11 protein-coding genes and 1 pseudogene are annotated in these 12923 nt (G+C 73.0%); 9 read left to right on the forward strand and 3 right to left on the reverse strand.

What is annotated here, in order from left to right; translation table 11 throughout:
- Positions 1-167: 167 nt before the first annotated feature.
- Complete coding sequence (nadA, locus tag ACFVXH_RS02445; protein WP_234348387.1) at positions 168-1352, forward strand: quinolinate synthase NadA; 1185 nt, start codon at positions 168-170, stop codon at positions 1350-1352.
- Positions 1353-1433: 81 nt separating this feature from the next.
- On the opposite strand, the gene ACFVXH_RS02450 is transcribed toward nadA, so the two are convergent.
- Together ACFVXH_RS02450 and ACFVXH_RS02455 are read right to left on the reverse strand one after the other, a co-directional pair.
- Entirely contained in the window at positions 1434-1727 is a 294-nt protein-coding gene (locus ACFVXH_RS02450; protein WP_049651850.1) for a hypothetical protein, read from the reverse strand.
- A gap of 37 nt (positions 1728-1764) precedes the next feature.
- A complete protein-coding gene (locus ACFVXH_RS02455) occupies positions 1765-2553 on the reverse strand; it encodes a PspA/IM30 family protein (protein ID WP_049651861.1) in 789 nt (262 codons plus the stop codon).
- Between the two features lie 316 nt (positions 2554-2869).
- On the opposite strand from ACFVXH_RS02455, the gene ACFVXH_RS02460 reads away from it, so the two are divergent.
- Together ACFVXH_RS02460 and ACFVXH_RS02465 are read left to right on the forward strand one after the other, a co-directional pair.
- Positions 2870-3469: a DUF3043 domain-containing protein gene (locus tag ACFVXH_RS02460; RefSeq protein WP_241852715.1), complete on the forward strand. Its 600-nt coding sequence runs from the start codon at positions 2870-2872 to the stop codon at positions 3467-3469.
- Positions 3470-3648: 179 nt separating this feature from the next.
- Positions 3649-4389 carry a class I SAM-dependent methyltransferase gene (locus ACFVXH_RS02465; protein ID WP_387819892.1) on the forward strand — a complete coding sequence of 247 codons (741 nt, stop codon included), beginning with the start codon at positions 3649-3651 and terminating at the stop codon, positions 4387-4389.
- A gap of 30 nt (positions 4390-4419) precedes the next feature.
- Here ACFVXH_RS02465 and ACFVXH_RS02470 read toward each other — a convergent pair whose 3' ends face one another.
- Positions 4420-4620 carry a hypothetical protein gene (locus tag ACFVXH_RS02470; RefSeq protein WP_049651853.1) on the reverse strand — a complete coding sequence of 67 codons (201 nt, stop codon included), beginning with the start codon at positions 4618-4620 and terminating at the stop codon, positions 4420-4422.
- A 123-nt stretch (positions 4621-4743) separates the two neighbouring features.
- On the opposite strand from ACFVXH_RS02470, the pseudogene cobU reads away from it, so the two are divergent.
- From cobU to sucB, 6 genes and pseudogenes are all read left to right on the forward strand, one after another.
- Positions 4744-5304, forward strand: a pseudogene (cobU, locus tag ACFVXH_RS02475) (bifunctional adenosylcobinamide kinase/adenosylcobinamide-phosphate guanylyltransferase); the annotation flags it as partial.
- A gap of 28 nt (positions 5305-5332) precedes the next feature.
- A complete protein-coding gene (locus ACFVXH_RS02480; protein WP_387819688.1) occupies positions 5333-6457 on the forward strand; it encodes a nicotinate-nucleotide--dimethylbenzimidazole phosphoribosyltransferase in 1125 nt (374 codons plus the stop codon).
- A 102-nt stretch (positions 6458-6559) separates the two neighbouring features.
- Positions 6560-7351: an adenosylcobinamide-GDP ribazoletransferase gene (locus tag ACFVXH_RS02485; RefSeq protein ID WP_387819690.1), complete on the forward strand. Its 792-nt coding sequence runs from the start codon at positions 6560-6562 to the stop codon at positions 7349-7351.
- 259 nt (positions 7352-7610) lie between these two features.
- Positions 7611-9113 (forward strand): leucyl aminopeptidase, encoded by a 1503-nt coding sequence (locus ACFVXH_RS02490; protein ID WP_380737814.1) that lies wholly within the window; start codon positions 7611-7613, stop codon positions 9111-9113.
- Between the two features lie 411 nt (positions 9114-9524).
- The gene (gene lpdA / locus ACFVXH_RS02495) at positions 9525-10931 is read left to right on the forward strand and encodes a dihydrolipoyl dehydrogenase (RefSeq protein WP_107086631.1); all 1407 of its coding nucleotides are present in this window, start codon (positions 9525-9527) and stop codon (positions 10929-10931) included.
- Between the two features lie 80 nt (positions 10932-11011).
- Positions 11012-12796 (forward strand): 2-oxoglutarate dehydrogenase, E2 component, dihydrolipoamide succinyltransferase, encoded by a 1785-nt coding sequence (sucB, locus tag ACFVXH_RS02500; RefSeq protein ID WP_387819692.1) that lies wholly within the window; start codon positions 11012-11014, stop codon positions 12794-12796.
- Positions 12797-12923 lie beyond the last annotated feature (127 nt).

A 12923-nucleotide genomic window follows, 5' to 3' on the forward strand; every position in this document is an offset into this window, starting at 1 on the left:
CGAAGTATCGATTCGGCCACGCCCGGAAGCATCCGATTCGACGAGCGGTTCTCGTCACATCGACAGGATGGCCATCGTCACTCTGACGCTAAGCGGTTAGAATAGATAGCGTCAGTTAGACGAAAAGGCCCCACCGCTAGCTCGGCCGCACAGAAGGGCACCCGCCCGTGACCACCACCATCACCGAGACCCACGGCGTCGACCCCACTCCGACGCCGCTCGCTCTGCTGCTGCTCGGCCGTGAGGCCGACCCGAACAGCGAGCGCGGCGTCGAATGCCCCGGTGACCTCCCCCCGGCCTCCGACCCCCACCTCGTCGAGCGCGCCCGCGCGGCCAAGGCCGCGCTCGGCGACCGCGTCTTCATCCTCGGCCACCACTACCAGCGCGACGAGGTGATCGAGTTCGCCGACGTCACCGGCGACTCCTTCAAGCTCGCCCGCGACGCGGCCGCCCGCCCCGAGGCCGAGTACATCGTCTTCTGCGGCGTGCACTTCATGGCCGAGTCCGCGGACATCCTCACCAGCGACCGCCAGCAGGTCGTCCTGCCGGACCTCGCGGCCGGCTGCTCGATGGCCGACATGGCCACCGCCGAGCAGGTCGCCGAGTGCTGGGACGTGCTGACCGACGCCGGCATAGCCGACGTCACCGTCCCGGTCTCGTACATGAACTCCTCCGCCGACATCAAGGCCTTCACCGGCCGGCACGGCGGCCTCATCTGCACCTCCTCCAACGCCAAGCGCGCCCTGGAGTGGGCCTTCGAGCAGGGGCAGAAGGTGCTCTTCCTGCCCGACCAGCACCTCGGCCGCAACACCGCCGTACGGGACATGGGCTTCTCGCTGGACGACTGCGTCGTCTACAACCCGCACCGGCCGAACGGCGGCCTGACCGCCGAGCAGCTGCGGGACGCCAAGATGATCCTCTGGCGCGGCCACTGCTCGGTGCACGGCCGGTTCAGCCTGGACTCGGTGAACGACGTCCGCGAGCGGATCCCCGGCGTGAACGTCCTGGTGCACCCCGAGTGCAAGCACGAGGTCGTCGCGGCCGCCGACATGGTGGGCTCGACCGAGTACATCATCAAGGCGCTGGACGCCGCCGAGCCCGGCTCCAAGTGGGCCATCGGCACCGAGCTGAACCTGGTCCGCCGCCTGGCCAAGGCGCACCCGGACAAGGAGATCGTCTTCCTGGACCGGGCGGTCTGCTTCTGCTCGACCATGAACCGGATCGACCTGCCGCACCTGGTCTGGGCGCTGGAGTCGCTGGTCGAGGGCCGGGTGCCGAACGTGATCACCGTCGACCCGGAGACCGAGACGTACGCCAAGGCGGCACTGGACCGGATGCTGGCCCTGCCGTAGCCGTCCGCGGACAACAGCCGAAGGGCGGGCCCCCTCCGTGGTGGAGGGGGCCCGCCCTTTCGTCTGGCAGCGGCCGCGGCCCTACTCCGGGAAGCCCGGGATCACGCCCTCGCCGTCGGCCATCAGCAGCTCGCGGACCTCGTCGATCGTCGCGTCGGCGCTCGGCAGGATCAGCTCGGACGGCTCCAGCGAATCCAGCGGCACCGGGGTACCGTACTGCTTCACCGCCTCGATGAGCTTGCCGTAGGCCTCACGGAAGAGCGCCTCGTCCCCCGACTCCACTGCGGTGACGAGCTCGGCGTCGAGCTCGTTGAGCAGGTTCAGGTGGTCGTCGCCCACCTCGTACTGCCCCTCACCCATGACCCTCATGATCATGCCGTGCGTCTCCCTGGTTCGTGGGGTCGAGCTCAGATCACTTGTTGTAGTTGATGCGCGGGGTGTCCTGCTGCGGCTGCGGCTGGACGTCCTGCTTGCCCTGCTCGATCGCGGCGGGGCCGGCCGAGGAGGGACCGGAGAGCTCGGCCTTCATCCGGGCCAGCTCCAACTCGACGTCGGAACCGCCGGCCACCCGCTCCAGCTCGGCCTCGATGTCGTCCTTGCGGCCGAGACCGCTCGCGTCGTCGAGCGCACCGGAGGCCAGCAGCTCGTCGATCGCGCCCGCCCGGGCCTGCATCTGGGCGGTCTTGTCCTCGGCACGCTGGATCGCCAGGCCGACGTCGCCCATCTCCTCCGAGATCCCGGAGAAGGACTCGGCGATGCGGGTCTGCGCCTGGGCGGCGGTGTACGTCGCCTTGATGGTCTCCTTCTTGGTGCGGAAGGCGTCCACCTTGGCCTGAAGTCGCTGGGAGGCGAGGGTGAGCTTCTCCTCCTCGGCCTGGAGCTGCTGGTACTGCGTCTCCAGGTCATTGATCTGCGACTGCATGTTGGCCTTGCGGGTCAGCGCCTCGCGGGCGAGGTCCTCCCGGCCGAGCGACAGCGCCTTGCGGCCCTGGTCCTCGTACTTCGCCGACTGCTGCTGGAGCTGCGTCAGCTGGAGTTCGAGCCGCTTGCGCGAGGTCGCGACATCCGCGACACCACGCCGTACCTTCTGGAGCAGCTCAAGCTGCTTCTGGTAGGAGTAGTCAAGCGTCTCACGCGGATCCTCCGCCCGATCCAAGGCCTTGTTCGCCTTGGAGCGGAAGATCAGCCCCATACGCTTCATGATTCCGTCGCTCATGGGCCTCGGGTGCCCCCTTCTCCGGCCTGCGGTCTCTATCTCGTTACCAGACACGACGAGTGTATGTGCAGCGAGCCCTTCGCCGCAGTGCACCTGCCTGCAACAAGACTGCTACAGCGACCAGTGGCGTTTCCTCCTCCCCCGGGTGGATCCGCCCCTCATCCCCCCCATCGTCCATCCGACTGATCCCCTACGGGAAGGGCCCGGGAAACCCGCTTCGGACGGCGACCTGGCGGTATCGATATGTGTTCGGTTCCGAGGGCGCCCGTGGAAGCCGCGTCGCACCCCGTACGCTGGTGGTGTGTTCCGACGCCGTTCAGATGATGCCGCCGCCTCCGCCACCGTGCTGGAGAAGCAGGACGAGACGACCCAGGCCCGCGATCCGCAGGCCAAGAAGGGCCGCCCCACCCCCAAGCGCAGTGAGGCCGAGGCCAACCGGCGTACCCGGGTGACCGTGCCCAAGGACCGCAAGGAGGCCGCCCGCCAGGGGCGCGAGCGGATGCGCGCCGAGCGCGAGAAGCAGCGCCAGGCGCTGATGAACGGCGACGAGCGCCACCTGCCAGCCCGTGACAAGGGCCCGGTGCGCAAGTTCGCCCGCGACTACGTGGACTCCCGCTGGTCGCTGGCCGAGTTCTTCCTGCCGGCCGCCGTGGTCATCCTGGTGCTCAGCATCGTCAAGGTGCCGGCGCTCCAGCTGCTCTCCACGCTGCTGTTCCTGCTGTTCTTCGTGCTGGTGATCCTGGACTTCGTCCGCCTCGGCTTCGGCCTGCGCAAGCAGCTGGCCGAGCGCTTCGCCGACCAGAACACCCGCGGCGCCGTCGCGTACGGCATCATGCGCACCCTCCAGATGCGCCGGCTGCGCCTGCCCAAGCCGCAGGTGCGGCGCGGGGAGAAGCCCTGACCGCCGAACCGGTCGGCTCCGGCTGGGCCCCGCCCTCCTGGGAGGGGCCCGGCCTCTACGCACTCCCCGGGCAGGGCGGCGCGCTGCCGGGGCAGGGCGACGGCGGCCACGACCGCCTCGCCCAGGAGCGCCGGCTGCCCTCGCGCAGCGGCTCCTTCGCGGGCGGCACCGGCGCCTGGCTGGACCGGCTCGGCGGGCTGCGCAACTTCGTCCGCCAGGAGCTCGTCGCCCGCCAGCTCGCCGAACAGCTGGCCGACCGCAGCGGGCAGCGCGTCCTCGACATCGGCTGCGGCCAGGGCACCCAGGCCCTGCGGCTGGCCCGGGCCGGCCACTACGTCACCGGGATCGACTCGGACCCGGTCGCGCTCGGCGTCGCCCAGGGGGCGCTCGCCGAGGAGCCGCCGGAGGTCCGCGGCCGGATGCAGCTGCTCAGCGGCGACGGCCACCAGTGCGGGCGCTGGTTCGGCCCGCGCAGCTTCGACGTGGTGCTCTGCCACGGCGTCCTGATGTACCTGCCCGACCCGGACCCGATGATCGCCTCGCTGGCCCGGCTGCTGGCGCCCGGGGGGCTGCTCTCGCTGCTGGTCCGCAACCGCGACGCGCTCGCCCTGCGGCCGGCCGCCGCCGGGGACTGGCGGGCCGCCCTGCACGCCTTCGAGAGCGACCGGTACTACAACCGGCTCGGACTGGCCGCACGGGCCGACCGGCTCGCCGACCTCACCGTCACCCTCTCCGAGGTGTCCGTCCCGCTGCGGCACTGGTACGGCGTGCGGGTCTTCACCGACAGCGCCCCGGACGACGCGGCCCCGCCGGTGGACGGGCGGCAGCTGGCCCAGCTCCTGGAAGCCGAGGACCGGGCCGGCCGCACCGACCCGTACCGGCAGGTCGCCGCGCTCCTGCACGTGATCGGGGCGAAGTAGCCGCGCCGCGGCCGCTCCACCCCGTCCGCGCTACTCCTCGCCCAGGCTCATCGAGTAGACGACCCGGTCGTCCTCCAGCAGCACCGCGGTGTCCACACCGTCCTCCGCGAGCTGCTTCCAGGTCTCCCCGATCCAGGTCTCGGCGTCCCCCTGGCCGGCGAACTCCTCCTGGCCGGCGCCCGGCGTCACCGCGCTGCCGTCCGCCTTCTCGTACCGCCACGTCCAGACCATGCCGGCTCCTCCCACTGACCACGCTGCCTGTGTTGCTGCGCACCATAGCCTGCCCGGCCCGATCTTCCGTATGCCTGCTCCGGCAGGATGGACGGCATGGCGACCCGATCCGAGCCCACCCGTCCCCCGCTGCCCCGCACCCTGCTGCTCGGCGGCGCCCGCTCCGGCAAGTCCACCCGCGCCGAGCAGCTGCTCGCCGACCGTCCGGACGTCCTGTACGTGGCCACCGGCGGCACCCGCGACGGCGACGCCGAGTGGGCCCAGCGGGTCGCGCTGCACCGGGAGCGCCGGCCGGCGAGCTGGCGCACCGCCGAGACCTGCGACCTGGAGGCCGTGCTGGCCGACCCGGCCGACCCGGCACCGGTGCTGGTCGACTGCCTCGCCCTGTGGCTGACCGCCGTGATGGACGAGTGCGGCGCCTGGGACGACGAGGTCTGGGCGGCCGGCGGCGAGGCCGCCGTGCAGCGCCGCTGCGAGGCGCTGGCGCGGGCCTGGGCGGCCACCGGACGGACCGCCGTCGCGGTGAGCAACGAGGTCGGCATGGGCGTCGTCCCGGCCACCGCCGCGGGCCGCCGCTTCCGCGACACCCTGGGCCGGCTCAACATGGCCGTGGCCGACGCCTCGGAGCGGGTCCTGCTGGTGGTGGCCGGTCAGGTGCTGACCGTCAAGCCAGCCGTTGGCTGAACACCCGCGCCGTGTAGCCTTCCGGACGATGGACACGACCGTGGATCTCGATACGTTCTCCTCGCTCGTCGAGCGCCCCGACGAGAGCGCCCGGCGGGCCGCCGAGGAGCGCTGGCAGGCGGCCGACCGGCCGCGCGGCGGGCTCGGCCGGCTCGAGGAGCTGGGCAGCTGGCTGGCCTCCGTACAGGGGCGCTCGCCGGTGCTGCCCGTCTCCGCCCCCAAGGTGCTGCTGTTCGCCGCCGACCACGGCGTGGCGGCGCTCGGGGTCTCCCGGATGCCCGCCCGGGGCGGCACCGCGGCCCGGGTGCGGGCCGTGCTCGACGGCAGCGCGCCGGTGTCCCGGCTGGCCGCGCGCTACGGCGCCCAGGTGCGGGTCGTCGACGTCGCCGTGGACGCCGACCCGACCGACTTCCCGGACGAGGTGGTCGCCCACCGGATCCGGCGCGGCTCCGGGCGGATCGACGTCGAGGACGCGCTCACCGCCCAGGAGACCGTCCGGGCGTTCCGGGCCGGCATGGCCGTCGCCGACGAGGAGGCCGACGCCGGCACCGACCTGGTGCTGCTCGGCGACCTCGGGGTCGGCGCCACCACGGTGGCCGGCGTGCTGGTCGGCGCGCTCTGCGGGACCGACGCGGCAGCGGTGACCGGGCGCGGCTCCGGGATCGACGACCGGGTGTGGATGGTCAAGTGCGCCACCGTCCGGGACTCGCTGCGGCGGGCCCGGCCGGTGCTCGGCGACCAGCTGGCCCTGCTCGGCGCCACCGGCGGCGCCGACTTCGCCGCGATCACCGGCTTCCTGCTCCAGGCGGCCGTCCGACGGCTGCCGGTGGTGCTGGACGGCGTGGTCTCGGCGGCCTGCGCGCTGGTCGCGCAGCGGATCGCCTTCCGGGCACCGGAGTGGTGGCGCGCCGGGCAGTCCAGCGGCGAGCCGGCCCAGGCGAAGGCGTACGACCGGCTGACCCTGACGCCGCTGCAGGACCAGGGCATCACCATGGGCGAGGGCGTCGGCGCGCTGCTGGCGCTGCCGCTGCTCCAGGCCGCGGGGGACGTGCTCGCGGACGAGGCGCCGAAGCCCTTCGTGCCGGCGGCGCCGGGCGCGCCGAAGGAGCAGCCGAGGCTGCCCTCGGCGGCGGACCTGCTGCGGAAGCTGTAGCGGCGGCCCCGGCCGTCCGGAGAACGCCCCTTCGCCGGGGCGTTCTTGCTTTCCCGCCCTCTCCTACTGTCCTGCTGTCTGACCTTCGAGAGGAACACGCACATGACGGACCGCGGCGACCGGGCCGGCTGGGCCGACGGCCTGCGGTTCGGGTTCGGGACGCTGTCCGTGCTGCGGGTGCGGGTGGAGCGCTGGGACCGGGCCGCGGCGGCCCGGGCGATGGTGGCGGCCCCGGTGGTCGGGCTGGTGCTGGGCACCCTGGCGGCCGCGGCCGGCGCCCTGGTGGCCTGGCGGGCGGGCGGGCTGCTCGGCGCGGTGGCCGCGGTGGGGGTGCTCGCCGGGCTGACCCGGGGTCTGCACCTGGACGGCCTGGCGGACGTCGCCGACGGGCTGGGCAGCGGGAAGCCGGCCGAGGACGCGCTGCGCATCATGAAGCAGTCCGACATCGGTCCGTTCGGCGTCCTGACCCTGGTCCTCGTCCTGCTCGCCCAGGTGGCCGCGCTGGCTGGACAGTTCGGCCACTCCCCGCTGCGCGGCGCCCTCGCGGTGCTCGCCTCGGCGACGGCCGCCCGCTGCGCGCTCGCCTGGGGCTGTCTGCGCTCGGTGCCGGCCGCCCGGCCGGGCGGGCTGGGGGCGATGGTCGCGGGCACCGTGCCGCCCGCCGGGGCCGCCGCCGCGACGGCCGCCGCCGCGCTCGCCCTGGCCGCGGCCGGACTGCTCGACGGATGGTCAGTTCTCCGCCTCCCGCTGGCCGTTGCGGTCGGCACGGGCTGCTCCTGGCTGCTGCTCCGGCGGTGCGTGCGCAGGTTCGGCGGGATCACCGGGGACGTGCTCGGTGCGATGGCCGAAACCGCCGCGACCGCCTCGCTGTTCGCCCTGGCGTTGCTCGGCTGACACCGGGCGGCGCGTGATCCCACCATGCGGACTACCATGCGTGGAGCACCGCAGCCCTGCACCGTGGCAGGTCCTGCCCGCCCGGCGCGTACCGAGGAGCCGGGGCCTCTGGTGTACGCGGCCACCCCGGCGGACGCGCGCAGCCAGGGGGCCCGGACCCGGAGGCCCGCCGGCGGACGGCCTGCGACAGCGCGGGCTGCGCCGGTGCGGCAGCCTCGCCGTGGCCGGCCGTGGACCGCGAAAGAACAGGACGCATTACGTGACTGCATTGTCTGTGAGCACCTCCTCCGCCGCCTCGCTGCGCGCGGACGCCCTGGTGGTCGGTGTCGCGAAGGGCCCGAAGGGCATCGTGCTGGCCCCCGGTGCCGAGGCCGTGAACGAGGCGTTCGAGGGCAAGCTGACCGAGGTCCTCAGCACCCTGGGCGCGACCGGCGCCGAGGGCGAGGCCGTCAAGGTCCCCTCCCCCGCCGGCCTGAAGGCCGCGCTCGTGCTCGCGGTCGGCCTGGGCGAGGCCGCCGAGGACGGTTACGCGCTGGAGACGCTGCGCCGCGCCGCCGGTGTCGCCGCCCGCACCCTGGCCGGTGCCAAGAAGGCCGCGCTGGCCCTGCCGGCCGAGTCCGCGGCGGACATCGAGGCGGTCGCGCTGGGCGGCCTGCTCGGCTCGTACGCCTTCGGCACCTACAAGGGCGACGGCAACGGCAAGGAGCCGGTCGGCGAGCTGGTCGTGCTGGCCGCCCGCAAGGGCAGCAAGGACGCCAAGGCCGCCGTGGAGCGCGCCACCGCGATCGGCGAGGAGATGAACCGGGCCCGCGACCTGGTCAACACCGCGCCGAACGACCTGAACCCGAAGAGCTTCGCCGCGCTCGCCCAGGCGGCCGGCAAGGAGCACGGCCTCAAGGTCGAGGTGCTGGACGAGAAGGCGCTGACCAAGGGCGGCTTCGGCGGCCTGATCGGCGTCGGCATCGGCTCGGCGAACCCGCCCCGCCTGGTGAAGGTGGCCTACACCCACCCGAAGGCCAAGGCCACCCTGGCGTTCGTCGGCAAGGGCATCACCTACGACTCGGGCGGCATCTCGCTGAAGCCGGCCGGCCACAACGAGACCATGAAGTGCGACATGGCCGGCGCCGCCGCCGTGTTCGCCGCCGTGGTGGCCGCCAAGCGCCTGGGCCTGGCCGTCAACGTGACCGGCTGGCTGGCGCTGGCCGAGAACATGCCGTCCGGCTCCGCCACCCGCCCCGGCGACGTGCTGCGGATGTACGGCGGCAAGACCGTCGAGGTGCTGAACACCGACGCCGAGGGCCGCCTGGTGCTGGCCGACGCGATCGTGCGGGCCGGCGAGGAGAACCCGGACGTCATCGTCGACGTGGCCACCCTGACCGGCGCCATGGTGCTGGCCCTGGGCAACCGCACCTTCGGTGTGATGTCGAACAACGACGAGCTGCGCGACGGCCTGCACGCCCTGGCCGGCGAGGTGGGCGAGCAGTCCTGGCCGATGCCGCTGCCGGCCGACCTGCGCAAGGGCATGACCGAGTCGACCATCGCCGACCTGGCCAACATGGGCGAGCGGATGGGCGGCGGCCTGGTGGCCGGCCTGTTCCTGAAGGAGTTCGTGGCCGAGGGCACCGACTGGGCGCACCTGGACATCGCCGGTCCGGCGTTCCACGAGAGCGCGCCGTACGGCTACACCCCGAAGGGCGGCACCGCGAGCGCGGTGCGCACCCTGGTCCGCTTCGCCGAGCAGCGGGCGAACGGCAAGGCCTGACCCGGACACCCCTGACCCGGGGCGTCCCCCGGTCCAGGACCCGCTGCGACGGGGCCCGGCGCGTGTGCGCCGGGCCCCGTCGGCGTTCCGGCCCGGTTACCCGCGAGTAGGCCGGAGCGCCGCGACGCACGCCTGTTCGCTGCGGGCGAAACTTTGTTCCACAGTGCGGAAGAAGCCGTGGCGGATGGCGCGGAAGACGCCCGTCCGGCGGCTGTCAACACCGCTCTGAGCTGCGATGATGCCCTTCCGTCGGGGGCGTTCCCGCCCCGGTGACCACTCCGCGGGACACCCCTGGGGCGGACCCGGACATCAGCCACCGTGAACAAGTGCGAAGATGTATTTCCGGCACGACTGGGCGCCCCACAAAGGCTTCCGACCCACCGGACCGCGACCGGCCCGGCGACCCACCCCATGCATGGAGGACGTGACGTGGCGAACGACGCCAGCACCGTTTTCGACGTAGTCATTCTCGGAGGCGGAAGCGGCGGTTACGCCGCGGCGCTCCGCGCCGCTCAGCTGGGCCTGAGTGTTGCCCTGGTCGAGAAGGGTGAGCTGGGCGGCACCTGCCTGCACCGCGGCTGCATCCCGACCAAGGCGCTGCTGCACGCCGCGGAGATCGCGGACGAGACGAAGGAGGCCGCCGAGTTCGGCGTCCTGGCCACCTTCCAGGGCATCGACATCAACGGCGTCCACAAGTACAAGGACGACGTGATCGCCGGCCTGTACAAGGGCCTCCAGGGCCTGGTGGCCTCCCGCAAGGTCACCTTCATCCAGGGCGAGGGCAAGCTCTCCTCGCAGACCTCGGTGGACGTCAACGGCCAGCGCATCGAAGGCCGCCACATCGTCCTGGCCACCGGCTCCGTGCCGCGCTCGATCCCGGGCCTGGAGATCGACGGCAACCGCGTGATCTCCTCGGACCACGCCCTCAAGCTCGACCGCATCCCGAAGTCGGTCGTCATCCTCGGCGGCGGCGTGATCGGCGTCGAGTTCGCCTCGGTCTGGAAGTCCTTCGGCGTCGAGGTCACCATCGTCGAGGCGCTGCCGCACCTCGTCCCGCTGGAGGACGAGAACTCCTCCAAGCTGCTGGAGCGCGCGTTCCGCAAGCGCGGCATCAAGTTCGAGCTGAAGGCCCGCTTCTCGGGCGTGGAGTACACCGAGACCGGTGTCCGCGTCTCCACCGAGAACGGCAAGCAGATCGACGCCGACCTGCTGCTCGTCGCCATCGGCCGCGGCCCCGTCTCGGCCGGCCTCGGCTACGAGGAGAACGGCGTCGCGATGGACCGCGGCTACGTCCTCGTCGACGAGTACATGCGCACCAACGTGCCCACCATCTCCGCCGTCGGCGACCTCGCCCCGACCCTCCAGCTGGCCCACGTCGGCTTCGCCGAGGGCATCCTGGTCGCCGAGCGCCTGGCCGGCCTCAAGCCGGTGCCGATCGACTACGACGGCGTTCCGCGGGTGACCTACTCCAACCCCGAGGTGGCCTCCGTCGGCATCTCCGAGGCCAAGGCCGTCGAGCTGTACGGCAAGGACAAGGTCGTCACCCTGAAGTACAACCTGGCCGGCAACGGCAAGAGCAAGATCCTGAAGACCGCCGGCGAGATCAAGCTCGTCCAGGTCAAGGACGGCGCCGTGGTCGGCGTCCACATGGTCGGCGCCCGCATGGGCGAGCAGGTCGGTGAAGCCCAGCTGATCTACAACTGGGAGGCGCTCCCGGCCGAGGTCGCGCAGCTCATCCACGCGCACCCGACCCAGTCCGAGGCCCTGGGCGAGGCGCACCTGGCGCTGGCCGGCAAGCCGCTGCACGCGCACGACTGATCACGCCCCACCCCCTTTCCCGGTACTTCCCGTACGCAAGTACTTCCCGTACGCAAGACTTGATAGGAGTCGCTGAAACCATGGCGGTCTCAGTAACACTGCCCGCGCTGGGCGAGAGCGTTTCCGAGGGCACCGTCACCCGCTGGCTGAAGGCCGAGGGTGAGCGTGTCGAGGTCGACGAGCCGCTGCTGGAGGTGTCGACCGACAAGGTCGACACCGAGATCCCGGCCCCGGCCTCCGGCATCCTGGCCTCGATCAAGGTCGCCGAGGACGAGACCGTCGAGGTGGGCGCCGAGCTGGCGATCATCGACGACGGCTCGGGCGCCCCGGTCGCCGCCGCGGCCCCGGCCGTCGGGGCCGCGCCGGCCCCGGTCGCCGCCCCCGCTCCGGTCGCCGCCCCGGCTCCGGTCGCCGCTCCGGCCCCCGTTGCCGCCCCGGCCCCGGCCGCCGCTCCGGCCGCCGACGCCACCCCGGTGCTGCTGCCCGCTCTGGGCGAGTCGGTCACCGAGGGCACCGTCACCCGCTGGCTGAAGGCCGAGGGCGACACCGTCGAGGTCGACGAGCCGCTGCTGGAGGTGTCGACCGACAAGGTCGACACCGAGATCCCGTCGCCGGTCGCCGGCACCGTGGTGAAGATCCTGGTCGCCGAGGACGAGACCGCCGAGGTCGGCGCCCAGCTCGCGCTGATCGGTGCCGCCGGTGCCGTCGCCGCCGCCCCGGCCCCGGTCGCCGCTCCGGCTCCGGTCGCCGCTCCGGCCCCGGCCCCGGTTGCCGCTCCGGCTCCCGTTGCCGCCCCGGCTCCGGTCGCTGCCCCGGCCCCCGTCGCTCCGGCCGCTCCGGTCGCCGCCCCGGCTCCGGTTGCCGCTCCCGCCCCGGTTGCCGCCCCGGCCCCCGTCGCCGCCCCGGCTCCGGTCGCCCCGGCCGCTCCGGTGGCCGACAGCGGTGACGCCTACGTCACCCCGCTGGTGCGCAAGCTCGCCGCCGAGCACGGCGTCGCGCTGTCCTCCGTCGCCGGCACCGGCGTCGGCGGCCGCATCCGCAAGCAGGACGTCATCGCCGCCGCGGAGGCCGCCAAGGCCGCTCCGGCCCCGGTCGCCGCTGCCGCCCCGGCCGCCGCGCCGAAGGCCGCCGCCGCGCCGTCCGCCCTGCGCGGTCAGACCGTCAAGATGACCCGCATGCGCAAGGTCATCGGCGACAACATGCTGAAGGCGCTGCACGAGCAGGCCCAGCTGACCAGCGTGGTCGAGGTGGACGTCACCAAGATCATGTCGCTGCGCGCCAAGGCCAAGGAGGGCTTCCTGGCCCGCGAGGGCGTCAAGCTCTCCCCGATGCCGTTCTTCGTCAAGGCCGCCGCCCAGGCGCTGAAGGTCCACGCGGTCGTCAACGCCCGGATCAACGACGCCGAGGGCACGGTCACCTACTTCGACACCGAGAACATCGGTATCGCGGTGGACTCCGAGAAGGGCCTGATGACCCCGGTCATCAAGGGCGCGGGCGACCTCAACATCGCCGGCATCTCGAAGAAGACCGCCGAGCTGGCCAGCAAGGTCCGCGACAGCAAGATCACCCCGGACGAGCTGTCCGGCGCCACCTTCACCATCAGCAACACCGGCTCGCGCGGTGCGCTGTTCGACACCGTGATCGTGCCGCCGAACCAGGTCGCCATCCTGGGCATCGGCGCCACCGTCAAGCGCCCGGTCGTCATCGAGGCCGACGGCGGCACCGCCATCGGCATCCGCGACATGACCTACCTGTCGCTCTCCTACGACCACCGCCTGGTGGACGGCGCCGACGCCGCCCGCTACCTGGTCGCGGTCAAGGAGATCCTGGAGGCCGGCGAGTTCGAGGTCGAGCTCGGCCTCTGACCCCACCGGGTCCCCGCGGCACCCCGCGCACGGAACCCCGCGTCGTCCCCGGACGGCGCGGGGTTCCGCCGTTCCCGGCCCCCGGGCGCACCGGGTTCCGGAGCCCCGGGCACACCGGGCACGGGCC

The organism is Kitasatospora sp. NPDC058184 (genome assembly GCF_042883725.1).
Taxonomy (GTDB): domain Bacteria; phylum Actinomycetota; class Actinomycetes; order Streptomycetales; family Streptomycetaceae; genus Kitasatospora.

Coding starts and splice junctions, on each gene's coding strand:
- sucB (WP_387819692.1), top strand. CDS start 11,012: ATGGCGGTCTCAGTAACACTGCCCGCGCTGGGCGAGAGCGTTTCCGAG.
- ACFVXH_RS02455 (WP_049651861.1), bottom strand. CDS start 2,553: ATGAAGCGTATGGGGCTGATCTTCCGCTCCAAGGCGAACAAGGCCTTG.
- ACFVXH_RS02470 (WP_049651853.1), bottom strand. CDS start 4,620: ATGGTCTGGACGTGGCGGTACGAGAAGGCGGACGGCAGCGCGGTGACG.
- ACFVXH_RS02480 (WP_387819688.1), top strand. CDS start 5,333: ATGGACACGACCGTGGATCTCGATACGTTCTCCTCGCTCGTCGAGCGC.
- lpdA (WP_107086631.1), top strand. CDS start 9,525: ATGCATGGAGGACGTGACGTGGCGAACGACGCCAGCACCGTTTTCGAC.
- ACFVXH_RS02450 (WP_049651850.1), bottom strand. CDS start 1,727: ATGATCATGAGGGTCATGGGTGAGGGGCAGTACGAGGTGGGCGACGAC.
- ACFVXH_RS02485 (WP_387819690.1), top strand. CDS start 6,560: ATGACGGACCGCGGCGACCGGGCCGGCTGGGCCGACGGCCTGCGGTTC.